The organism is Streptomyces sp. NBC_00370 (assembly GCF_036084755.1).
In the GTDB taxonomy this organism is placed as follows: domain Bacteria; phylum Actinomycetota; class Actinomycetes; order Streptomycetales; family Streptomycetaceae; genus Streptomyces.
Map to the genome: position 1 here is coordinate 8,025,136 of NZ_CP107968.1, position 22,134 is coordinate 8,047,269.

The following is a 22,134-nucleotide window of genomic DNA, read 5'->3' on the forward strand; positions in this document are numbered from 1 at the left end:
TCCACGCGGGGGCCGCCTTCGCGCTGTGCGCTCCTTCGCGCCGTCCGCTCAGTGGAACTGCGGGATGATCAGATAGAGCCCGTACGCGACGACGGCGGCGCAGGCGAGGAAGCAGAGGCCGGCGACGGCGGTGGCGGGTGTCGCCGCGCGCCGTGTCGTGGCGCCGCCCGCGCCGCTCTCCTCCTCGCCCGAGCCGAGGGCGCGCACCCCGAGCGAGAAGACGATCACGACGCCGACGGTGACACCGATGCTGACGAGTGCCACCTCGCCCAGCGAACTCCAGTCGAGACTCATCGGGATTCCTCCTGCCTGATCAGGCGTGCGCCGCTGTGGCGTCGGTGCGGACGGCCACGGCGTGGTCGTCGTTGACATTGCCCGAAGTGACCGGGTTGCGGCGGGACATGAACACGATGAACGCGGCGGTGGCCGCGGCCACCACGGCGATCACGACCGTGCCGGCCGTCCCGCCGTGCACGACGGCGCTGGCTGCGACCGCGCCCACCGCGGCTGCCGCGGGCAGCGTCACACACCAGGCGACGACCATCCGTCCCGCCGTGCCCCAGCGCACCTCGGCGAGCCGCCTGCCGAGCCCGGCGCCGAGGATGCCGCCCGAGCACACCTGGGTGGTGGACAGGGCGAAGCCGAGGTGGGCCGAGGTGAGGATGACCGTGGTCGCCGCCGACTCGGCGGCGAAGCCCTGCGGTGCCTTGATGTCGGTGAGGCCCTTGCCCATCGTCCGGATGATCCGCCAGCCGCCGAGGTACGTGCCGAGGCCGATGGCGAGTCCGGCGGCACCGATGACCCACACCGGCGGTCCCGCGTCATGGCCGAGCGCGCCGGCGGAGATCAGGGTGAGGGTGATGACGCCCATCGTCTTCTGTGCGTCGTTCGTCCCGTGCGCCAGGGAGACCAGCGAGGCCGAGGCGATCTGGCCGAGCCGGAAGCCCTTGTTGACGGACGACTGCCGGCCCTTCGAGGTGATCCGGTAGGCGAGATAGGTCGCGAACAGCGCCGCGAGCCCGGCCACCAGCGGGGAGGCCAGGGCCGGGATGAGGATCTTCTCGACGACCTGGTCGAAGTGCACACCGTGCTGTCCCGCGCCGACCCACACCGCGCCGATCAGCCCGCCGAACAGGGCGTGCGAGGAACTGGACGGCAGCCCCAGCAGCCAGGTCGCCAGATTCCAGATGATGGCGCCGATCAGCCCCGCGAAGATCATGCCCGGTGTCACCAGGCTGTCCTCCACGATGCCGCCGGAGATCGTCCTGGCGACCTCGGTGGAGAGGAAGGCGCCCACGATGTTGAGTACGCCGCTGATGAGAACGGCCACTTTGGGACGCAGCGCGCCGGTGGCGATCGACGTCGCCATCGCGTTCGCCGTGTCATGGAATCCGTTGGTGAAGTCGAAGGCCAGAGCCGTCACGATCACCACTGCCACAAGGAAGGTGATGTGGTCCATCCGCCTCATACAAGCGCAGCTACACGTACCCCAGGGAAATCCGATGTGAAGACACCACGTGCGTCCCGCCAAAGGACGACAAGGATCACCGGGCGCGGTGATTGGACCGTACGGTCCATCGCGGCTTAGAGTGAACCGTACGGTCCATTAAATCGCGGAGAAAGGCTCGTCACCATGGGAACTCTGGACGGCAGGACAGTGCTCGTGACCGGTTCGACCAGCGGGATCGGCCGGGCAATCGCCCTGCGGCTCGCCGCCGAAGGGGCGTACGCGATCGTGAGCGGGCGGGACGCGGGCCGAGGCGGCGCCGTGGTGTCGGCGATCCGCGAGGCGGGCGGCCGGGCCGACTTCGTGGCCGCCGATCTCAGCACGGCGGAGGCGGCCCAGGGGCTCGCCGCCGCCACTCTGGAACTGGTCGGAGGGCGCCTCGACATCCTCGTCAACAACGCGGGCATCTCGCCGGGGACCGCGACGCTGAGCCTCGACGTGGCGACCTACGACCGGGTCATGGACCTCAATGTCCGCGGGCCCGTGTTTCTCACCCAGGCGTTGCTGCCCTCGATGCTGAGCCGGTCGCAGGGCGTCATCATCAACATCGGGTCCTGGGTCGCCCAGGTCGGCTTCATCGGCGGCGCGCTCTACTCGGCGAGCAAGGCGACGCTGGAACAGCTGACCCGTGGCTGGGCCTCGGAGTTCGGCGGCCAGGGCATCCGGGTCAACGCCATCGCGCCCGGCGTGATCATCTCCGACCCCGAAGGGCCGGAGGCCGAGTTCCGGCACAAGATGGTCGAGGACTCACCCTTCGGACACGCGGGCAGCGTGGCGGACATCGCGAACGCCGCCGCGTATCTGGCGGGCGACGGCGCGGGATACGTGCACGGTACGACGCTGGTCGTCGACGGCGGTGTCCTGGCGACCCGGCCGGGCCCGCGCCTGGGCTGAGTGCGGAGCCGCCGTCCCCCAGGGCTCATTTCTGCCGCGACTCGACCAAATCCTTCCCGGCCCCTCCCCGCCTCCTCCGGCGGGGACCCGCCACCCTCGCGGAACTGAGTGTGCGATGCACGTTTCCGGTAACCGAAACGTTTCATTCCGTGCACTCCCGACATCGTCCCTGGCCCCGCGTCCGCGCTCAAAGTCGTTGCCTGGTGCATGAGTTGGGTGGGCCGTTCGGGTATTTAGATACTCCCTTGACAAATTACGGCCACGTTGCCAACATGCAAAAACTCCTTGAGTACCTGCAATTACCGGCACGCGTTTCGAAAGTTCGCCTGAGATCGGTACGGCTGTCGCCTGGGTGAAGGGACATCACCCAGGCCGCAGGTTCCTCCCCCCAAGTGACACGGCAGCGCGGTCGATGTGACGCGCGCCCATGCCTGACTCACCCCCGCAAGGTCAGGAAGGAAGCTCCATGTCAGGACTGCCAGGAAAGCCAGGGAAGCACAGACAGTCATGGCTGAGATGGGTCACGGCGCTGGCGATGCTCGTCGCCGGCGCCGCCGTCAGCCCGGCGGCCGCCGCAGCCGCCCCCGCCGCCAGGACCGCCGCACCCGCCGTGGTCGCGCACCCCGAGGACGCTGCCGCGATACCGGCAAGCGACTACCAGCAGGTGCAACTCGCCCTGGGCGGTGCCGAACTGGGTGAGGCGATGTCGCTCGCCGTCCTCCCGGACCGAGCCGTCGTGCACACGGCGCGTGACGGCACACTCCGGTACACGGACGCCGCGGGCAACACCAAGACCTCGGCCAAGCTGAACGTGTACACGCACGACGAGGAGGGGCTCCAGGGCGTCGCCGCCGACCCCGGCTTCGCCAGCAACCGCTTCCTCTACCTGTACTACTCGCCGCGGCTCACCACCCCCGACGGCGACGCGCCGGTCACCGGCTCCGCCGCCACCTTCGACCAGTGGAAGGGACACCTCAACCTGTCCCGGTTCACTCTGAAGACCGACGGCACCCTCGACCTGGCCAGCGAGAAGGTCCTGCTCGAAGTGGCCAACGACCGTGGCCAGTGCTGCCACGTCGGTGGTGACATCGACTTCGACGCGCAGGGCAACCTGTATCTGACGACGGGCGACGACACCAACCCGTTCGAGTCGAGCGGCTTCTCGCCGCTCGACGAACGGACCGACCGTAACCCGCAGTTCGACGCCCAGCGCTCCTCGGGCAACACCAACGACCTGCGCGGCAAGGTCCTGCGGATCAAGCCCACCGCGGCCGGCGGCTACACCGTCCCGTCCGGCAACCTCTTCGCGCCCGGCACCGCCAAGACGCGGCCCGAGATCTACGCGATGGGCTTCCGCAACCCGTTCCGGATGTCCGTCGACAAGGCCACCGGGATCGTCTACCTCGGCGACTACGGTCCGGACGCCGGTGTCACCGACGCCAACCGCGGCCCCAGCGGACAGGTCGAGTTCAACCGGATCACCTCGGCGGGCAACTACGGCTGGCCGTACTGCACCGGCACGAACACCTCCACCGAGACCTACAACGAGTACACCTTCCCGAGCGGTCCGTCCGCCGCGAAGTACAACTGCGGCGGTGGCCCCGCCAACAACTCGTTCCGCAACACCGGTCTGGCCACGCTGCCCGCGGTCAAGTCCGCCTGGATCAGGTACGGCGGTGACGCGGGCTCGCCCGCCGAGTTCGGCGGCGGCTCCGAGTCCCCGATGGGCGGCCCGGTCTACCGCTACGACGCGAACCTCAACTCGGCTGTGAAGTTCCCCCAGTCCCTGGACGGGAAGTTCTTCGCCGGTGAGTACGGCCGCAAGTGGATCAAGGCCATCACGGTCAACGCCGACGGCAGCCCCGGCACCATCGACGCCTTCCCCTGGACCGGCACCCAGGTCATGGACACCGCCTTCGGACCCGACGGCGCGCTCTACGTCCTCGACTACGGCACCGGGGCCAACAACCAGGCCCTGTACCGCGTGGAGTACGTCGGCGGGAGCAACCGCAACCCCGTCGCCGTGGCCGCGGCCAGCAAGACGTCAGGACCCACCCCGCTCGCCGTGAACTTCTCCTCGGCGGGCAGCTCCGACCCCGAGGGCAAGGCCCTCACCTACGCGTGGAACTTCGGTGACGGCGCCACCTCCACCGCCGCCAACCCGTCGCACACGTACACGACCACGGGCACCTTCCGGCCGACCCTGACCGTCAAGGACCCGGAAGGACTGACCGGCAGCGCCAGCCTCGTCGTGACCGCGGGCAACACCGCCCCGACCGTCACGCTGACCACACCGAACGACGGACAGCTGTTCTCCTTCGGTGACACGGTTCCCTTCACCGTGACCGTCAGCGACCCCGAGGACGGTGCCATCGACTGCGCCAAGGTCAAGGTCACCTACCTGCTCGGCCATGACGTCCACCAGCACCAGATCACCTCGAAGAACGGCTGCACCGGCAGCATCGCCGTACCCGTCGACGGCGAGCACGACAGCGCCGCCAACATCTACGGCGTCCTGGACGCCGAGTACACCGACGCCGCAGGGCTGACCACGCACAACCAGCGGGTCCTCCAGCCCCGCCACCGCCAGGGTGAGCACTACGGTGCCCAGTCCGGCATCGAGGTCGCGGCGCACGGCACGGCCGAGGGCGGCAACACCGTCGGCTTCACCGACAACGGCGACTGGATCTCCTTCAAGCCCTACGCCCTCGGCAACGCGAACAAGATCACCGCACGGGTCTCCTCCGGCGGTGTGGGCGGCAGCCTGGAGGTACGGGCCGGCTCGGCCACCGGCACCCTGCTCGGCACGGCCACGGTCGCACCGACCGGCGGCTGGGAGAACTTCGTCGACGTGTCGGCCAACCTGAGCGGCGCACCCTCCGGCACCACCGAGCTGTTCCTCGTCTTCAAGGGACCGACGGGCCAGGGCAACCTCTTCGACCTGGACGCCTTCACCTTCGCCACCGGCACCACCGGCGGCGGCTCCAGCCAGACGGTGGAGGGTGAGTCCTTCACCTCCAACTCCGGTGTCCAGGCGGCTGATCACGCGCCTGCCAGCGGCGGCAAGACACTCGGCTACATCGAGAACGGCGACTGGGCCGGCTACGCGTCCGTACCCACGGCCGGCACCAAGACGTTCTCGGCCAAGGTCTCGTCCGCCGGGCCCGGCGGCACCATCACCGTCCGCTCGGGTTCGGCGACCGGCGCCGTGCTCGGCACCGTCGCCGTCCAGCCCACCGGCAACTGGGAGACCTTCACCACCGTCTCCACGTCGCTGACGGGCACGGCGTCCTCCGGAGCGCTCTTCCTGACCTTCACCGGCGGCTCCGGGTCCCTGTTCGACATCGACACGCTCACCCTCACCAAGTGACGGGCGGGAAAGGGACCATGATGAAAGTGCTGCCCCTGCGGCTGAGACGGCTGTCCACCGCCTCCGCCTCGGTGATCGTCACCACGCTCGCCCTGGTCGGGGCGTTCCTCACCCCCGCCATGACCGCGCAGGCCGCCGACCCGGCGTACAAGGTGCTCCTCTTCTCCAAGACGGCCGGGTTCCGGCACGACTCCATCCCGGCCGGCACCCAGGCCGTACGGGAGATCGGCGCGGCCAACAACTTCACCGTCACGGCGACCGAGGACAGCAACGCCTTCACCGCGTCCAACCTGGCGCAGTACAAGGCGGTGGTGTTCCTCAGCACCACGGGCGACATGCTGACCGACGCGCAGCAGTCCGCGCTGCAGACGTACGTCGCCGGAGGCGGCGGCTACGTCGGCGTCCACGCGGCGGCCGACGCCGAGTACGAGTCGCCGCAGTACGAGCAGCTCGTCGGCGCCTGGTTCAAGAGCCACCCGGCGATCCAGCAGGCCACGGTGCGCACCGAGGACCGTGCCAACCCGGCGACCGCCCACTTCGGGCAGACCTGGGCGCACACCGACGAGCTGTACAACTACCGCACCAACCCGCGGGCCAACGTGCACGTCCTGCAGACCCTCGACGAATCCAGTTACTCCGGCGGCGAGATGGGCGGTGACCACCCCATCACGTGGTGCCACCCGCAGGGCGGCGGACGTTCGTTCTACACCGGCCTCGGCCACACCATCGAGACGTACGCCGACTCGTCGTTCCGTACGCTGCTGCTCGGCGGCATCCGGTACGCGGCCGGCTTCGCAAAGGCCGACTGCCGTCCGGACAGCGGGTACACGAGCCTGTACAACGGCTCGACGACCGGCTGGTCGCAGGCAGGGCCCGGCAGCTTCACCAACACCGACGCCACCCTCACCTCCACCGGAGGCATGGGGCTGCTCTGGTACCGGGCGAAGGAGTACGCCTCGTACTCCCTGAAGCTGGACTGGAAGCTGGCGGGCGACGACAACTCCGGTGTCTACGTGGGCTTCCCGGCCTCCGACGACCCCAACTCGGCCGTCAACCAGGGCTACGAGGTGCAGATCGACGCGACGGACAGCGCCGACCGCACCACCGGGGCCGTCTACGGGTTCAAGTCCGCGGACATCGCGGCCAGGGACGCGGCGCTCAACCCGCCGGGCCAGTGGAACACCTACGAGCTGCGGGTGGAGGGCGAGCGCCTGCAGGTCTTCCTGAACGGCGCGAAGATCAACGACTTCACCAACACCGACCCGGTCAGGTCGCTGAAGCAGGGCTACATCGGGATCCAGAACCACAGCGGGGACGACGACGTGTCGTTCCGCAACATCCGGATCAAGGAGCTGGGCGGCACCACCCCGACCAGTTCGACCTACGAGGGCGAGTCGTACACCTCGGGTTCCGGTGTGCAGCCCGCCGACCACGGCCCCGCCAGCGGTGGCAGGACGCTCGGCTACATCGAGAACGGTGACTGGGCCGGCTACTCCCAGGCGAGTCTGAACGGCGTCAAGTCCTTCACGGCGAAGGTCTCTTCGGCGGGCGCTGGCGGTACCGTCCAGATCCGCTCGGGCTCGGCCACCGGACCGGTGATCGGTTCGGTCGCCGTCCCCAACACCGGTGGCTGGGAGACTTTCCGGACGGTCTCCACGACCCTGCCGGGAACCGCCACGGGGCCGCTCTACCTCACCTTCACGGGTGGGGCGGGGTCCCTGTTCGACATCGACACCATCACACTGACGCGGAGCTGAACCAGGCTTCGCAGCAGGCACGTTCGCATCCGGCAGGGGCGGGCCCCGGGGAGACCTGGGGTTCGCCCCTGCCGGATGCGGTACGTGTCACCCGCACCGTGCGTCCGATGTCCGCGACGTCAGGAACGGGTGCGGTACAGACCGCGTCCCGCGCGGTCGGCGCGCGAGGTGGCGACGAGCCGGTCGAGCGTGCTGCGCACGGCGTTGATGTTGCCGGGGGAGTCGTCACGGCCGAGGGCGGCCGCCACGTCACGGGCGCGTACGGCGTCACCGTTCGCTGCGGCGAGGATCGCGACGACCTGCTCGGTCAGCCCGCTCGGGTTCTTGTCCTGTGCCGCCGCGGACGCCTTCGCCGGCTTCTCGGCCGACGCCTTGGCGCTCTTCGGTGTGCTGTTCTTCTTCGCGGCGGGACGCTTGGCCGTTTCCTTCTTGGCCTCGGCCTTCGGCTCCGCCTTCGGGTTCGCCGCCTTGCGGGCCTTGCGACGGGCCGGGGCTGCCGTGCCAGCTGCGGCGGAGGAGTCCTCCTGCGCCGTGTGTTCGGCTTCCGCAACCTCGTCCGCGGGCGCCGCGACGGCCGCTGCCTCTGCCAGCACGTGCGGTGCGTCGGACAGCGCCACCAGGGCGGTCAGCGCGGAGCGCACCGACTCCAGCCGGTCGGTCACCGCCGCCAGTTCCTTTTCCAGCGACTGCTGGTGAGCCTCAAGACGAGGAAGTTCCGTCTTCAGGAGGGCTGTTGTCGTTCCGACGCTGTCCGGTGTGCCGGATGTCGATGTCATGGTGTCACCTTTCCATTCAGAACCACCGATTGTTGCCCCCGTTGGCGGCCGCTGCCGTGCAGCCTAAGCGGTGTGGGAACCAATGTAGTTGACACCGGCGGTGAAGTTGACACCGACGACCTGTTGTTGTGGCTGTTCAGGCTCCTCGCGGGGCTGCGGCACGTACGTAACTTCGACTCCCGACCGTACTGACACTGCACGACCGCCGTACGCACTTCCCACCGGCCGGCCCTCTCCGGCACACCGCGCGGTCCGTCGTCCCGTACCACCCGGGTACCCGGACAGATGCCCGATGAACTGCGGCTATTCCGGTCCGGGTACCCGGGTGGTACGGTCAAAGGATGGCAGCTCTCAATGTGGACTTCCCCGACACGGAACTCCAGGAGATCCGCGAGATCGCCTCGGAGCGCGGCATGACGATGAAGGCGTTCGTCCGGGCGTCGACCGCCGACGCCGTCGTACGGCACCGGGCCATGAAGGAAGGCGCGGACGTCTTCCGACGCGTCTTCGGCGACACGGCCCTCGCCGACGCCATCGCGGACGCCGGTATCGACGACGGGCCCGGCCGCGGTTCCGCGGGACGGGCCGCCTGACCGTGCCGCCGGTCCTGTACGTCGACGTGCGCTGGCTGCTGCATCAGCAGGAGAGTGTCCTGCCCGACCACCCCGTGGTGTCCGACTTCTCCGCGCTGGTCGCCGCCGTCGCCCGGCACCGCGTCGATCCGCCGCGGCTCGGCATGGATTCAGATCCCGCCTGGCGGGCAGCAGCACTGCTGCACACACTCGTCGTCCTCAAGCCACTGCCCGCCTACAACGTACGGTTCGCCTGCGCCGTCGCCATCGCCTACATGAGCATGTGCGGCGAGGGCGTGGACGCGCCGTACGGTGAAATCGTCGAACTCACCAAGCAGTTGACCGCCGAGAAGACCGATGTCTTCGACGCGGCCGACCGTATCCGGTCCTGGCGGATCTGAGCGCGTCCCGCCGGCGCCGTCTACCAAGGAGTCCGTATGACCACCTACGTCATCACGATCCCCGGCACGTTCCTGGAGGAGCTGACCGAGGACTCCCGCGCCACGCTGGTGGCCCGGCTGCGCCCTGCGGACCCGCAGAACACCGCCCTCGGCGAGGCGGAGGAGCTGGACATCCTCAGCGTCAACGAGAACGGCACCTTCAACATCCGGCTGGAGGTCGAGGCCGACAACAACCACGCGGCCGAGGCCGAGGCGAAGCGTCTCGCGGGCGCGGCCCTGCACGACGCCGGCCTCTCCGAGGACCGGGCACCGCTCGGCCCCGCCGTGATCACCGGCATCGACGGCGACTTCTGAGCCGCCGCGCTCACTCCTTGCGCGCCACCACCACGGCGCACCGCGGACCGCCGTCCGGCCGCGCACCCAGCTCGGTCAGCGGCAGCAGCTCCGTGACGAAACCCGCGTCCGCCAGTTCGGCCAGCACGTCCGGCAGCCGGAAGGTGCGGTAGTACATGACGAACGTGGGGTGCCAGAGCGCGTTGCGCAGCCGCATCCCCGCGTCGAACGCCCACAGCGCCCAGTAGAGCCGGGAGCCGACGGGCGGCGGCGCGGGGAACGGAAAGACGAACAGCCCGCCGGGCCGCAGCGCGGCATGGGTCTGCGCGAACAGCGCCGGCCGCTCGCCGGGCAGGAAGTGCCCGAACGCCCCGAAGCTCGTCGCCAGGTCGTGGACCGGGCCGAAGGGCAGCCGCCGCGCGTCGGCCCGTACGAACTCCACGGCGGGCCCGTCCGCGGCAGCCGGCTGGGCCTCGCGGGCCGCCGCCAGCATCCCGGCACTGAAATCGACACCGATGACCCGCTCGTCACACAGCTGCCGCAGCGCCCCCACCCCGGCGCCGGTGCCACAGCACACGTCGAGCCCGGTACGGAAAGGGCCCAGCGGCCGTACCGCCCGCACCACCGCGTCCAGCAGATACCCCGGCGTCCGGAACGGTGTCAGGTCGAACTTCGGAGCGAGCAGGTCGTAGCCGTGCTCGATGGACGACAGCGCCTGGACGGCGAGTTCGCGGAGGGTCGGGCCCTTGGGGGTGAACATCGCGGCCAGCCTAACCGCCCGGCGTACGGACCGCTTTCCGGGGCAACGGGATGGACAAGGAGGTGCCCCATGACGGAGCACACGCACGACGGCCGGCCCACAGCACACACCGGCCGGCTCGCGCCGCACACCGGACACGACGACAAACCGATGTCCCCGCTGGAGCCCGGCACGGTCCAGCGAGGCCAACTCCGGGCGCGTACGGCGGACATCGCGTGGACGGCACTGTGTGTCGTCCTCGGCGCGTGGGCACTGTTCGAGGCGGTCGGCGTCATCAGGGGTGACACCGACGCGTGGATCTTCTGCGCCGTGGCAGCGGTGCTGTTCGCCGTCGCGTTCTGGACCCGCCTGGCAGCCCGCAAGGCCCGGGCCCGCACCCACCTGTGATCATTCACCACCGAGCCCCCTCGTCACCACCGAGCCCCCTCGTCACCGCTGTGCCACCTCGACGAAACTGAGCGTGCCCGGCCGGGCGGGGCGCGGACGCTCCCTTCTGACGGGCTATCGTTGGTGCCATGTCCGTCCCAGAGCTGATCCGCATCGTCTCCCGCGACTCGCCCATGGCACTGGCCCAAGTGGCACGTGTACGCGCCGAACTGGCCGCGCTGCACCCCGGGATCGCCACCGAGGTCGTCCCGGTCAGGACGACGGGGGACAAGTGGATGGGCGACCTGTCCCAGGTCGAGGGGAAGGGCGCCTTCACCAAAGAGGTCGACGCCGCCCTGCTCGCCGGTGAGGCCGATCTCGCCGTGCACTGCGTCAAGGACATCCCGGCCGACCGTCCGCTGCCCGCCGGTACGACCTTCGCCGCCTTCCTCAAGCGTGACGACATCCGCGACGCCCTCGTCCACCCCGGCGGGCTCACCCTCGACGAGCTGCCGGACGGGACCAGGATCGGTACGTCGTCCGTCCGCCGTGTCGCCCAACTCGCCGCCTCCCACCCGCAGCTGGAGTGCGTACCGTTCCGCGGCAACGCCAACCGCCGGCTGGAGAAGCTGGCCGCGGGCGAGGCCGACGCGCTGCTCCTCGCCGCCGCCGGGCTCGACCGGATCGGCCGCCGTGACGTGATCACGGAGGTCCTGTCGACCGAGGCGATGTGCCCGCCGATCGGCGCCGGTGTGCTCGCCCTGCAGTGCCGTCAGGACGACACGGCCACCATCGACGCCGTCAGCGATCTCGGCGACCCGGACACCTACCGCGAGACCACGGCCGAACGCATGTTCCTCCATGTGCTCCAGGGCCACTGCAACTCGCCGATCGCCGGATACGCCAAGGCCCACCGCAACGGCGACCTCTCGCTGCGCGCCTGCGTCTTCACGCCCGACGGCAAGACCGTGCTCAACGCCCACGAGTGGGCGGGCCCGCTCGACCCGGCCACGCTCGGTACCTCCGTCGCCGTGACCCTGCTGCGCCAGGGCGCCCGTGAACTGATCGACGCCATCGACCACTGACGGCGGGTCCGCCCGCAATTCAACTGGGCGACGGGCCACGGTCATATGGACGCCCGCACCGGTGTCATCGCGCCTGCGAGTGTCCACGGATGCTCGCCCTGAACGTTGACGTGGACCCCGGCCGCTGCCGGACGCTCGGATTCGTGGGGGCCGTCGCGATCATGGCCGGCGGACTCACGGCGGGCGCCCTGCCGGTCCGTGAGGAGTTCGTGCCGACCTCTGGGCGGGTCGCCCTCGGCCTGCTCTGTGTCTACTTCGGCATCGTGCTGCTGATAGCGGCCTGGTGGTGGCTCGGCCGCAGCGTACGGGGGCCACGGCCGCCCGCCCCGCGCGAGCTGACGACGACGCTGCTGGTGTGGGCGGCGCCGCTGGTCCTCGGCCCGCCCCTGTTCAGCAGGGACGTCTACAGCTATCTGGCGCAGGGCGCCATGGTTCATTCCGGCATCGACGTGTACAGCCACGGCCCCGACCGGCTCGGCGGTCCGCTCGCCGCCGAGGTCGCGCCCGTCTGGCGGCACACCCCCGCCCCGTACGGCCCCGTCTTTCTCGCCGTCGCGGGCAAGGCCGCGGGGCTCGCCCGGCTCGACGTTCCCGCCGGGGTCCTCGGCATGCGGCTCGTGGCCCTGCTCGGCGTCGCCCTGATGATCGCCGTCCTGCCGACCCTGGCCCGCCGCTGCGGCGTCGATCCGTCCGCTGCCCTGTGGCTCGGGGCGCTCAACCCCCTCGTCCTGCTGCATCTGGTGGCGGGAGCACACAACGACGCCCTGATGCTGGGCCTGCTCGGCCTCGGCCTGGTCGCCGCCCTCGGCGCCCGTCCCGTGCCCGCGACCGTCCTGATCGCACTCGCCGCGTTGGTCAAGGCTCCCGCGGCGCTCGGACTGCTCACCGTCGCCGCCCTCTGGGCCGGGCAGCTGACCGGCCGGGCCCGCACCCTCAGAGCCCTGGCGCTGACCTGCGCCGTCGCACTGGCCACCACCGCGGCCGTGACGGCGCTCGCCGGCACCGGTTACGGCTGGCTCGGCGCCCTCGGCACCCCCGTGTCGGCCGGGAACTGGTCGCTGACGAGCGGGCTCGGCCGGCTCAGCGGCATGCTGCTGGACGCGACGGGCAGCGGACTCGGCCATTTCGCGCTGCCGCTGTGGCGGCTACTGGGCGTGCTGGCGACGGCCGCCGTGGTGGTCACACTCTGGCTGCGCCGCGAACGCACCGGCGTGGTCCACGCGCTCGCGCTCGGCCTGCTGACGCTCTTCGCCCTCGGCCCCGCCCTGCGGCCCTGGTACGCGCTGTGGGGGCTGTTCCTGATCGCCGTCTCCGCGCCGCCCGGCCGGCTGCGTCGATGGGCGGCGGCCGGCAGCGGTGTGCTCGCCCTCGGACTGCTGCCGGACGGACTGCCGCCCGGCGGGCTGCAACTCGCCCTCGCCATCTGCGGCGGAATACTGGCGCTGCTCGCCCTGTGGTGGATGTTCCTGCTGGCACCCGCCGACACCACCCTGGCGGCGCCGCTGCCCAGGACCGTCTCGTGAGACGGCTGCGTACGGCCCTGGAGACGCCCGCCGGACGGCCCGTCGCAGCCGGCCTGCTGATCGCGGCGACGGCCGCCTTCCTGGTGACCGTCCCGCTGTTCCGGCACTTCTTCGACGTCGGTGTCTACTACGGCGCCGTCGGCGACTGGGTCCACCACGGCGGCCGGATCTACGACTACCTCAGCCCTGGCACGCACTACGGCTTCACCTACCCGCCGTTCGCCGCGGTCGCCATGCTGCCGATGGCGCTCGTGCCCTGGCCGGCCGCCGTGGCCGTCAGCATCACGCTGAGCCTGGTGGCCTCGGCGCTGCTGCTCCACTGGCTGGCAGCGCCCGCCGTCCGGCGCGAGCGGTGGGTGCGCTGGTTCGCCTTCGCCGTCATCGGCTGCCTCTTCGCCCTGCTCGAACCCGTCAACGACACCTTCAGCTTCGGCCAGGTGAATCTGGTGCTGTGCGCGCTCGTCTTCGCCGACGCGCGGCTGCTCGCCACCGGACACGGCAAGCACGCGGGCATCGGCATCGGACTCGCCGCCGCCGTCAAACTCACCCCCGCGCTGTACATCGGTTATCTGCTGGTCACCGGACGGCGCAGACAGGCCGCGACAGCGGCGGCCACGGCGGCGGGGGCCACCCTGCTCGCCGCGCTGATCGACCCGGCCGCCTCCCGCACCTTCTGGTCCACCGCCCTGTGGGACACCGGCAGGGTCGGCTCACTCAGCTATGTCTCCAACCAGTCGCTGCAAGGAGTCCTCGCCCGGCTCGGCCCGTACGGCGACAGCAGGGCGCTCTGGGCGGCGTGCGCCGCCGTCGTCCTCGCCGTCTGGGCGTACCGCTGCCGCGCCGCCGTCCGCGCGGGCGACGAACTGGCCGGCTTCGCGCTGACCGGCCTCGCCGCCTGTCTCGTCTCACCGGTCACCTGGGTGCACCACCTGGTCTGGGCGCTCCCCGCACTGCTGCTCCTCACCGACTCGGCCCTGCGCCGCCGCCACCGCGGCCTGCTCGTCGCGTGCGCCGTGTCGTACGTCCTCCTGTGCGCGAGCGTGGTCTGGCTGTGGCGGGCGGACTCCGGCGGACTCGACGCCTTCCTCGGCTCGAACACCTACGTCTGGATCACGCTCTGGCTGCTCGTGGCACTGCCGTTCGGCCGACCCGAATCTGTACCGGCCACGACAGCCATACGCCAGTATGGTGGGGAGAGAATCTTCCGTAGCGACCAGAGGCACACGTGACCCAGGCATCCCGGCCGAACACCGCCGACCGGCTCGACGACGACGATTACCCCGCTTACACCATGGGCCGGGCCGCGGAAATGATCGGCAGTACCCCCGCCTTCCTCCGGGCCATCGGCGAGGCGCGGCTGATCGTGCCGCTGCGCTCCGAGGGCGGCCACCGCCGCTACTCCCGCTACCAGCTGCGGGTCGCCGCCCGCGCCCGCGAACTCGTCGACCAGGGCACCCCGATCGATGCGGCCTGCCGCATCGTCATCCTGGAGGACCAGCTCGAAGACGCGCTGCGGCTCAACGACGAACTGCGCCGCTCGGCGGGGGACGAGAATAACTACAGCGGCGATGACAGAAAAAAGGGCAATACCCGCTGACGTTTTCCGGCGCCGCGCCGGGCGCTTAAACACTTGCCGTCCCTTCACGCTCGCACCGTGCTACTGTTGATCTCAGTTGCAGTTGTGGTTCCCAGAGACTTCAAGTGCCCCCATCAGCGTCCTGTGCTGTGGGAGCACTTTCGTATTTCCGGTGGATAATCTCCGGACGGGGTAATCATTGCGGCGACGCGGGGTACGCACAGTGCGGACCCCGGGGCACTGCCCCGAAGGAGAAATTGATATGGCTAGTGGCACCGTGAAGTGGTTCAACGCGGAAAAGGGTTTCGGCTTCATCGAGCAGGACGGCGGCGGCGCTGACGTCTTCGCCCACTACTCGAACATCGCCGCCCAGGGCTTCCGTGAGCTTCAGGAGGGCCAGAAGGTGAACTTCGACGTGACGCAGGGCCAGAAGGGCCCGCAGGCCGAGAACATCGTTCCCGCCTGACGCTGAACGTATGACGTAGCTGGGGCCCGCACCTTGGGTGCGGGCCCCAGCTCGTTATTTTTTTGCGTTGCCAGGCCTCCGGCCAGGCAGCCGCGCTCCGCCCGCTGCCGGCGGATGCCCTATGAATTCGACGCGCCGCGCCCGGCAGATTCCCGACCGGCCCGTCTTCTTTTCTTTGTTTACTCCGGCTCGTTCTTGCGATTCCTCGGCCATGTTTTCACGCCGGGAATTCCTCGATACGTGCCGCATCGAGGAAGGTTCCCCATGAACCGCGCAGGTCGCACGAACGACCGTTACACCCGTACCCGCTCAGGCGGTTCCAGCTCCGGCAATTCCGGTGCCGCCGGCCGTTACCGCTCGCAGGCCCCGAGCCGCTCGGGAGCGTCCGGCAGGTCCGGTGGCTACGGCCGCCGCCCCGCGGCGCTGCAGGGCGAATTCGCACTCCCCGTCACCATCACCCCGCCGCTGCCGCCGGTGAGCACCTTCGCCGAGCTGGACATGCCCGAGCCGGTCCTGAAGACCCTCGCGGGCCTCGGTATGAACGAGCCGTTCCCGATTCAGGCGGCCACCCTGCCGAACTCGCTCGCGGGACGTGACGTACTGGGCCGTGGCCGGACGGGCTCCGGCAAGACCCTCGCCTTCGGCCTCGCGCTGCTGGTCCGGATCGCCGGACAGCGCGCCGAGCCGCGCAAGCCGCTCGCCCTGATCCTCGTCCCCACCCGCGAACTGGCCCAGCAGGTCACCGACGCGCTCACCCCCTACGCCAGGTCGCTGTCGCTGCGGCTGGCCACGGTGGTCGGCGGTATGTCGATCGGCCGGCAGTCCAGCGCGCTGCGCGGGGGCACCGAGGTCGTCGTCGCGACCCCCGGACGGCTCAAGGACCTCATCGAGCGCGGCGACTGCAAGCTGGACCGGGTGAGCATCACCGTCCTCGACGAGGCCGACCAGATGGCCGACATGGGGTTCATGCCCCAGGTCACCGCCCTGCTCGACCAGATGAGCGCCGAGGGCCAGCGGATGCTGTTCTCGGCCACCCTCGACCGCAACGTCGACCTGCTGGTGCGCCGCTACCTGCACGACCCGGTCGTCCACTCGGTCGACCCCTCGGCCGGTGCCGTCACCACGATGGAGCACCACGTGCTCTACGTGCACGGCGCCGACAAGTACGCGACCACCACCGAGATCGCCGCCCGCGACGGCCGGGTGCTGATGTTCCTCGACACCAAGCACGCCGTGGACCGGCTCACCGAGCACCTGCTGAACAACGGCGTACGCGCGGCGGCGCTGCACGGCGGCAAGTCACAGCCGCAGCGCACCCGCACGCTCGCCCAGTTCAAGACGGGCCATGTGACCGTGCTGGTGGCGACCAACGTCGCCGCCCGCGGCATTCACATCGACAACCTCGACCTCGTCGTCAACGTCGACCCGCCGAGCGACCACAAGGACTATCTGCACCGCGGCGGCCGTACGGCACGCGCCGGCGAGTCCGGCAGTGTCGTCACGCTCGTCCTGCCCAACCAGCGCCGCGAGATGACCCGGCTGATGTCCGACGCCGGTATCACCCCGCAGACCGCCCAGGTCCGCTCGGGCGAGGCCGAGCTGAGCCGGATCACCGGCGCGCAGGCGCCCTCCGGTGTGCCGGTCGTCATCACGGCGCCGGTTTCCGACCGCGCCAAGCGCGGCGGCGCCTCGTCGTCCCGTGGCAGGCGCAGCAGGCCCGCCCAGGGCCGCCGCAGCGCCACCTCGTCGCAGCCGCGCACCGCGGGCGGCGCGGGCACCGCACAGCGGCAGTCCTCGTACCGCGGCGCCGCGTAAAGCACCCGCACCACACGAAGCAGCCCCGGTACCCGGATTCGTCCGGGTACCGGGGCTGTGCGCTTTCGTGGCGCGCCGGTGGGTGCGGGGCCGGTCAGTGGTCGGAGTAGCTGACGTCTCCCACCGTCCAGGCCCCCACGTCCTCGATGGCCAGCCGGTACATCCCGCCGGTCTCCGGAATGCCGAGGCTTCCCTGAAGGATCCTCGCGACATGGAAGTGCAGATGGGTCGGTGGCCCGGTCCGGTTCCCGGAGCGGGCCACCGCGTCGGCGGGGGTGAAGATGACGGAGAACGGCCCGAGCCGCTCCGAATCCTCCAGCACCTCGGCCACGCGTTGCCGCCACATGGCCTCGGGCGCCAACCGCCCTGTGATGACAGCACCTTGAACGACTACGGTGAGCGACATCTGATTGCTCTGTTCCGATTCGACCCTGGTGGCGATATCGACAAGCAATTCGTCGGGTTTCGACATGGGCGCAGACTCTACTACGCAGGTGGTGCGCCTCAGAGGAGCGCGACGGCCACCGGCTCTTCCTCGGGCACGGGTACGGGACGACAGGTGAATCCGAGACGGGTCAGCGCCCTGACCACCTCGCCGGACGAGAAATCGCGGCGGTCCTGGCGAGTGATCAGCTCGCCAACCTGCTTGACCGGGTAGACCCGGCGGCCGATGACCACGGACTCGCCCGTGACGGGTTCGGGCTTCACGCCCTTCATCGATTCCTGCACCTCGCTCTTGTTCAGCTCGAAGGGGAAGTGGGCGATGATGCAGCGCATAGTGCCTCGGCAGGGAGGAGGGAGTGGTGCGGAGACTCCAGCATCCCACGCCACAGGGGTGGGCCGGGTCATTGTGGCGGCCCGACCGGTGCAGCGGGTCCCGGCCGGTGTCTGGGAAGCTGGATCCATGCAGGCCATCGCGCTCACCGAACTCGTCGACGAAATCCTCGCGGGACCCGCTCCGCTGCCGCTCGTGCGCGCGGGGGACCCGGTGCTGCGGCGCCCCACGCCGCGGTACGAGGGGGAGCTGGGGGACGAGCGCCTCGACCGGCTGGTGAGGGCCATGCGTGAGGCGCTGCACGCCGCCCCCGGTGTCGGTCTCGCCGCCCCGCAGGTGGGCGTTCCGCTGCGGCTCGCGGTCGTGGAGGACCCGGCCGAGGTGCCGCCGGAGACGGCTGAGGCACGTGGCAGGGTTCCGCTGCCTTTCCGGGTGCTGGTGAATCCCTCGTACACGCCGGTCGGTGACGGTGCCGCCGCCTTCTTCGAGGGCTGCCTCAGTGTGCCGGGCTGGCAGGCGGTGACGGCGCGGCACGGGACGATCCGGCTGCGCGGGCAGGACGAGCGGGGGAACACGGTCGACGAGGAGCTGTCCGGCTGGCCGGCCCGGATCGTGCAGCACGAGACGGACCACCTGGACGGGACGCTCTACCTCGACATCGCCGAGACACGGTCGCTGTCGACGACGCAGGACGTACTCGAACGGTGGGCGCAGCCCACTCCTGAGCTGGCCGCGCGGGAACTGGGGTTCACACTGCCGCGCGTGCGGGCACGGTGAGCTGGATCTGGCGCAGGAACGCGGCGTTGTCGGGAGTGCGGCGGAGCCGGTCCAGCAGTGTTTCCAGTGTGGCCTGACCGTCCTGGCTGTGCAGTGCGCGCCGCAGCCCGCGGACGGCGGTCAACTCGTCTGCGGGAAGCAGAAGTTCCTCGCGCCGGGTGGAGGAAGGTGTGAGGTCGACCGCGGGGTAGATCCGCTTGTCGGCCAGGGTGCGGTCGAGCCGCAGCTCCATGTTGCCGGTGCCCTTCAGCTCCTCGAAGTAGTAGGTGTCGGCGCGGGATCCGGTGTCGACGAGTGCGGTGGCGAGGATCGTCAGCGAACCGCCCTCCTCGGTGTGGCGCGCGGCGCCGAAGACCCGCTTGGGGCCCTGGAGCGCGCTCGCGTCGACGCCGCCGCTGAGCGTACGGCCGCCGGCGCCCGCCGCGTTGTTGTACGCCCGGCACAGCCGGGTGATCGAGTCGAGCAGGATGACCACGTCCTGGCCCTGTTCCACGAGGCGTTTGGCGCGTTCCACGGCGAGTTCGGCGAGGGCGACATGCGCCTTGGCCGGCTGGTCGAAGGTGGAGGCGAGCACTTCGCCGCGTACGGTGCGGCGCATGTCGGTGACCTCCTCGGGGCGTTCGTCGAGGAGCACCACCATCAGCAGGCACGCGGGGTGGTTGGCAGCGACGGACGCGGCGAGCTGTTGCAGCAGCATGGTCTTGCCGGTCTTGGGCGGGGCGACGATCAGGCCGCGCTGGCCCTTGCCGATCGGTGTGATCAGGTCGACGACACGCGAGGTCACACCGCCTGCCGGGCTCTCCAGCCGGAGCCGGTCACGCGGGTGCAGCGGGGTGAGGTCCGCGAAGTGCGGCCTGCCGTGCAGGGCTTGCGGCGGGCGGCCGTTGACCCGCTCGATGGTGGTGAGTACGTGCTTGGCGTCGCTGACGCCCTGGATCACGTCGCCCTTGCGCAGGCCGGCCCGGCGGATCTGGGCGGCGGAGAGCTGGACGTCGTCGGAGCGCGGCAGATAGTCGCCGACGCGCAGGAAACCGCGTCCGCCCGACGTGATGTCGAGGACGCCGTTGGTGGCGAGCCCGGCCGGCTGTTGTGACCGGACGGGGGGACTGTGTTCGAGAGTGGTAGTCATACGGGGGGCCTTTCACGGACAGGGTGAAGTAGCGGCTCGACGGCCGGCAGAATCACTGGGCTGTGCTGGATCACCGTCGCGGAGGACGGGTGCGTCAGTCACAGAGACAGTCGACAGCGAACGCTGTCTGGAGGGAAGATGCACCGGCGCCGAAAACCCAGGCGTACACGAGTGCTGATAAGAACTGTACCACGCGCCGGATCCGGCAGGGTCAGCCCCCGCCGTTCGCCGACGCCGACTTCTCGCTCTGCACCACCCGTCGCACCGCGTGGGCGTGCCACTGGTCGCGCGCCAGCTCCCGCATGGCGCCGCGGAGTTGACGGGCGCCGGAGCCGGGGAAGAGCGGCCGTGCGAGATCGACGGCGGAGACGAGCCCGGCGAGCGCGCGGCTGCGCTCCTCGGGGAAGGACATCTTGCCGGCGGCGCCCAGCCGGGCGACGGCCGGGGTGGACCAGTCCGTACCGCCGGGCGGATAGCGGTGGAACGGGAAGATCCCAAGGGCCCGGTGCTTCTCCTCGCGGACCGCGCCGAGCTTCACCAGCCGTCGCAGGTAGCGATCGGTGACCTGCCTCGACGTTCCTCTGATCCAGCCGCGCAGCCGCACTTCCCCGCCCTTGGCGACCAGCTTGACCAGGACGTCGTCCAGCTCGGGGTCACCGGTGGGGTGCTTGTCCCTGACGACGACCTTGCCGCCCTGCTCGGCGACGCGTCCCGCCGCCGCCAGCTCGGCGAGCACGGCGCCCGCGACGCCGAGCCGTACGTATGCCATCTGGGTACGCGGCCGGCCGGTCTCCGGATTGAGGGCCAGGAGCAGCAGCTCCTCGGGCAGGGTGACGACTGGCTGGTCCATCGGGCTCCCCCTCGACGCGTCTCTCGTACTGCGACGCGAAACGCCCCCCGGCCGGTTGCTCACGGGCCCTGTGGGAAGGGCGGGAGCCGTCTGATTTGCTGGTGGGGTTCCGCATGCACCGTACAGCGAAATGAGGCCCCGCAGGTGGCAGACCGTCCCGTGTCCCTCGTCAGCCTCATACCCGCCGTCTTCCTGCCCGCGCTGATCTTCGAGACGGGCATGGGGGCGCTCGCCCCGGTGCTCGCGCTGAGCGGCCGGGCGCTCGGCGCCTCCATCGGCGGGGCAGGGCTGGTGCTGGCGCTGGTCGGCGTCGGACAGATCCTCGGCGACGTACCCGCGGGGGCGCTCGCCGCGCGGCTCGGGGACCGTAAGGCGATGCTCGTCGCCGCGGGGGTCGCCGCGGTCACCCTGAGCTGCTGCGCCCTCGCCACCGAGCTGTGGCAGCTCGCGCTGGCCGTGACCGCCACGGGCGCGACCAACGCCGTCTTCGTCCTGGCCAGACAGTCCTATCTGACCGAGGTGGTGCCGACGGGGCTGCGGGCCAGGGCGCTGTCGACGCTGGGCGGAATGTCGCGGATCGGCGCCTTCGTGGGTCCTTTCGTCGGCGCTGTGATCCTCACCGGACGGCCGGTCCGCGACATCTACTGGCTGGCGCTGGTGTGCACGGCGGTGACGGCCGTGGTGCTGCTCGTGGTGCCCGACGTCGCCGACGAGTCCGTGGCCCGCCGCACCGGCAAGAACCCCGTGCCGGTCCGCACCGTCGTGCGCGACCACCGCCGGGTCTTTCTGACGCTGGGCTTCGCCGTCCTGCTGGTGGGCTCCGTACGGGCCACCCGGCAGACGGTGCTGCCGCTGTGGGCCGACCATCTCGGCCAGAGCGCCTCGGCGACCAGCGTCATCTTCGGGATCGCCGGGCTCGTCGACACGATGACCTTCTACCCGTCGGGCCGGATCATGGACCGGTACGGGCGGCTGTGGATCGCGGTGCCCTCGATGCTGGTCCTCGGGCTGACGATGGCGTCGCTGCCGCTCACCCACGGGCTCGTCTCGATCACCGTCGTCGCCATGCTCATGGGGTTCGGGAACGGGATCGGCAGTGGCATCCTGATGACACTGGGCGCCGATGTCGCGCCGCCGGCGACCCGCTCCCAGTTCCTCGGTGTGTGGCGGCTGTGCGCCGACTCCGGCAGCGCGGGCGGCCCGCTGGTGGTGTCGGCCGCCGCGGCCCTGGGCAGTCTGGCCGCCGGTATCATCGTGATGGGCGGCATGGGCGTCGTTGCCGCCGCCGCTCTGCTGCGCTGGGTCCCTCGGTACTCGGCCTTCGCGACGACGGGAACACGTCGGAGGAAAGCGGCCCCGGTCGCCGACCACGCCGGCGATGAGACAAGCTACTCGCCCTAAC

23 protein-coding genes are annotated in these 22,134 nt (G+C 70.4%); 15 read left to right on the forward strand and 8 right to left on the reverse strand.

What is annotated here, in order from left to right; all coding sequences use genetic code 11:
* Positions 1-48: 48 nt before the first annotated feature.
* Entirely contained in the window at positions 49-294 is a 246-nt protein-coding gene (locus tag OHS57_RS35140) for a hypothetical protein (RefSeq protein WP_328584574.1), read from the reverse strand.
* A gap of 19 nt (positions 295-313) precedes the next feature.
* Entirely contained in the window at positions 314-1,459 is a 1,146-nt protein-coding gene (locus OHS57_RS35145; RefSeq protein WP_328584575.1) for an inorganic phosphate transporter, read from the reverse strand.
* 174 nt (positions 1,460-1,633) lie between these two features.
* On the opposite strand from OHS57_RS35145, the gene OHS57_RS35150 reads away from it, so the two are divergent.
* The 3 genes from OHS57_RS35150 to OHS57_RS35160 all read left to right on the forward strand — a co-directional run bounded on the left by OHS57_RS35150 (position 1,634) and on the right by OHS57_RS35160 (position 7,528).
* On the forward strand, positions 1,634-2,401 hold the full coding sequence (locus OHS57_RS35150; protein ID WP_328584576.1) for an SDR family NAD(P)-dependent oxidoreductase: 768 nt from the start codon (positions 1,634-1,636) through the stop codon (positions 2,399-2,401).
* A 535-nt stretch (positions 2,402-2,936) separates the two neighbouring features.
* Entirely contained in the window at positions 2,937-5,771 is a 2,835-nt protein-coding gene (locus OHS57_RS35155; RefSeq protein WP_443043121.1) for a carbohydrate-binding protein, read from the forward strand.
* Positions 5,772-5,791: 20 nt separating this feature from the next.
* Positions 5,792-7,528 (forward strand): ThuA domain-containing protein, encoded by a 1,737-nt coding sequence (locus tag OHS57_RS35160; RefSeq protein WP_052457310.1) that lies wholly within the window; start codon positions 5,792-5,794, stop codon positions 7,526-7,528.
* Positions 7,529-7,647: 119 nt separating this feature from the next.
* Here the strand turns inward: OHS57_RS35160 and OHS57_RS35165 are convergent, their stop codons facing one another.
* Complete coding sequence (locus tag OHS57_RS35165) at positions 7,648-8,304, reverse strand: hypothetical protein (protein ID WP_041994627.1); 657 nt, start codon at positions 8,302-8,304, stop codon at positions 7,648-7,650.
* 341 nt (positions 8,305-8,645) lie between these two features.
* On the opposite strand from OHS57_RS35165, the gene OHS57_RS35170 reads away from it, so the two are divergent.
* Genes OHS57_RS35170 through OHS57_RS35180 form a run of 3 tightly spaced genes read left to right on the forward strand, consistent with a single transcriptional unit; the run spans position 8,646 to position 9,631 of the window.
* Positions 8,646-8,897 carry a hypothetical protein gene (locus OHS57_RS35170; protein WP_041994630.1) on the forward strand — a complete coding sequence of 84 codons (252 nt, stop codon included), beginning with the start codon at positions 8,646-8,648 and terminating at the stop codon, positions 8,895-8,897.
* Between the two features lie 2 nt (positions 8,898-8,899).
* Positions 8,900-9,277 carry a toxin Doc gene (locus OHS57_RS35175; RefSeq protein ID WP_041994633.1) on the forward strand — a complete coding sequence of 126 codons (378 nt, stop codon included), beginning with the start codon at positions 8,900-8,902 and terminating at the stop codon, positions 9,275-9,277.
* Between the two features lie 36 nt (positions 9,278-9,313).
* Positions 9,314-9,631 (forward strand): hypothetical protein, encoded by a 318-nt coding sequence (locus OHS57_RS35180; protein ID WP_328584578.1) that lies wholly within the window; start codon positions 9,314-9,316, stop codon positions 9,629-9,631.
* A 10-nt stretch (positions 9,632-9,641) separates the two neighbouring features.
* Here the strand turns inward: OHS57_RS35180 and OHS57_RS35185 are convergent, their stop codons facing one another.
* A complete protein-coding gene (locus OHS57_RS35185) occupies positions 9,642-10,370 on the reverse strand; it encodes a class I SAM-dependent methyltransferase (RefSeq protein ID WP_328584579.1) in 729 nt (242 codons plus the stop codon).
* Positions 10,371-10,439: 69 nt separating this feature from the next.
* On the opposite strand from OHS57_RS35185, the gene OHS57_RS35190 reads away from it, so the two are divergent.
* The 7 genes from OHS57_RS35190 to OHS57_RS35220 all read left to right on the forward strand — a co-directional run bounded on the left by OHS57_RS35190 (position 10,440) and on the right by OHS57_RS35220 (position 17,201).
* Positions 10,440-10,757, forward strand: coding sequence for a hypothetical protein (locus tag OHS57_RS35190; protein WP_241778712.1), 318 nt, complete (start codon positions 10,440-10,442; stop codon positions 10,755-10,757).
* Between the two features lie 128 nt (positions 10,758-10,885).
* Positions 10,886-11,821, forward strand: coding sequence for a hydroxymethylbilane synthase (gene hemC, locus OHS57_RS35195; protein ID WP_041994642.1), 936 nt, complete (start codon positions 10,886-10,888; stop codon positions 11,819-11,821).
* A gap of 89 nt (positions 11,822-11,910) precedes the next feature.
* Positions 11,911-13,344, forward strand: coding sequence for a polyprenol phosphomannose-dependent alpha 1,6 mannosyltransferase MptB (gene mptB, locus OHS57_RS35200; RefSeq protein ID WP_328584580.1), 1,434 nt, complete (start codon positions 11,911-11,913; stop codon positions 13,342-13,344).
* Entirely contained in the window at positions 13,341-14,573 is a 1,233-nt protein-coding gene (locus tag OHS57_RS35205) for a glycosyltransferase 87 family protein (RefSeq protein ID WP_443043023.1), read from the forward strand. The genes mptB and OHS57_RS35205 overlap by 4 nt, the downstream gene beginning before the upstream one ends.
* Complete coding sequence (locus tag OHS57_RS35210; RefSeq protein WP_328584581.1) at positions 14,570-14,941, forward strand: MerR family transcriptional regulator; 372 nt, start codon at positions 14,570-14,572, stop codon at positions 14,939-14,941. Before OHS57_RS35205 ends, OHS57_RS35210 begins: the two co-directional genes overlap by 4 nt.
* 241 nt (positions 14,942-15,182) lie before the next feature.
* Positions 15,183-15,386, forward strand: a complete 204-nt coding sequence (locus OHS57_RS35215; RefSeq protein WP_014061102.1) for a cold-shock protein — start codon at positions 15,183-15,185, stop codon at positions 15,384-15,386.
* Positions 15,387-15,650: 264 nt separating this feature from the next.
* Positions 15,651-17,201, forward strand: a complete 1,551-nt coding sequence (locus OHS57_RS35220) for a DEAD/DEAH box helicase (RefSeq protein ID WP_328584582.1) — start codon at positions 15,651-15,653, stop codon at positions 17,199-17,201.
* Positions 17,202-17,295: 94 nt separating this feature from the next.
* Here OHS57_RS35220 and OHS57_RS35225 read toward each other — a convergent pair whose 3' ends face one another.
* Entirely contained in the window at positions 17,296-17,673 is a 378-nt protein-coding gene (locus tag OHS57_RS35225) for a hypothetical protein (RefSeq protein WP_041994657.1), read from the reverse strand.
* A 32-nt stretch (positions 17,674-17,705) separates the two neighbouring features.
* On the reverse strand, positions 17,706-17,978 hold the full coding sequence (locus OHS57_RS35230; RefSeq protein ID WP_041994660.1) for an SCO5918 family protein: 273 nt from the start codon (positions 17,976-17,978) through the stop codon (positions 17,706-17,708).
* A 127-nt stretch (positions 17,979-18,105) separates the two neighbouring features.
* Between OHS57_RS35230 and OHS57_RS35235 the strand changes: the two genes are divergently transcribed.
* Complete coding sequence (locus tag OHS57_RS35235; protein WP_328584583.1) at positions 18,106-18,753, forward strand: peptide deformylase; 648 nt, start codon at positions 18,106-18,108, stop codon at positions 18,751-18,753.
* On the opposite strand, the gene rho is transcribed toward OHS57_RS35235, so the two are convergent.
* Positions 18,725-19,882, reverse strand: coding sequence for a transcription termination factor Rho (gene rho / locus OHS57_RS35240; RefSeq protein WP_041994666.1), 1,158 nt, complete (start codon positions 19,880-19,882; stop codon positions 18,725-18,727). The two genes, OHS57_RS35235 and rho, sit on opposite strands and share 29 nt — an antisense overlap.
* A 211-nt stretch (positions 19,883-20,093) precedes the next feature.
* Complete coding sequence (locus tag OHS57_RS35245) at positions 20,094-20,732, reverse strand: GOLPH3/VPS74 family protein (RefSeq protein ID WP_328584584.1); 639 nt, start codon at positions 20,730-20,732, stop codon at positions 20,094-20,096.
* Between the two features lie 144 nt (positions 20,733-20,876).
* On the opposite strand from OHS57_RS35245, the gene OHS57_RS35250 reads away from it, so the two are divergent.
* Positions 20,877-22,133, forward strand: a complete 1,257-nt coding sequence (locus tag OHS57_RS35250; protein ID WP_328584585.1) for an MFS transporter — start codon at positions 20,877-20,879, stop codon at positions 22,131-22,133.
* Position 22,134 lies beyond the last annotated feature (1 nt).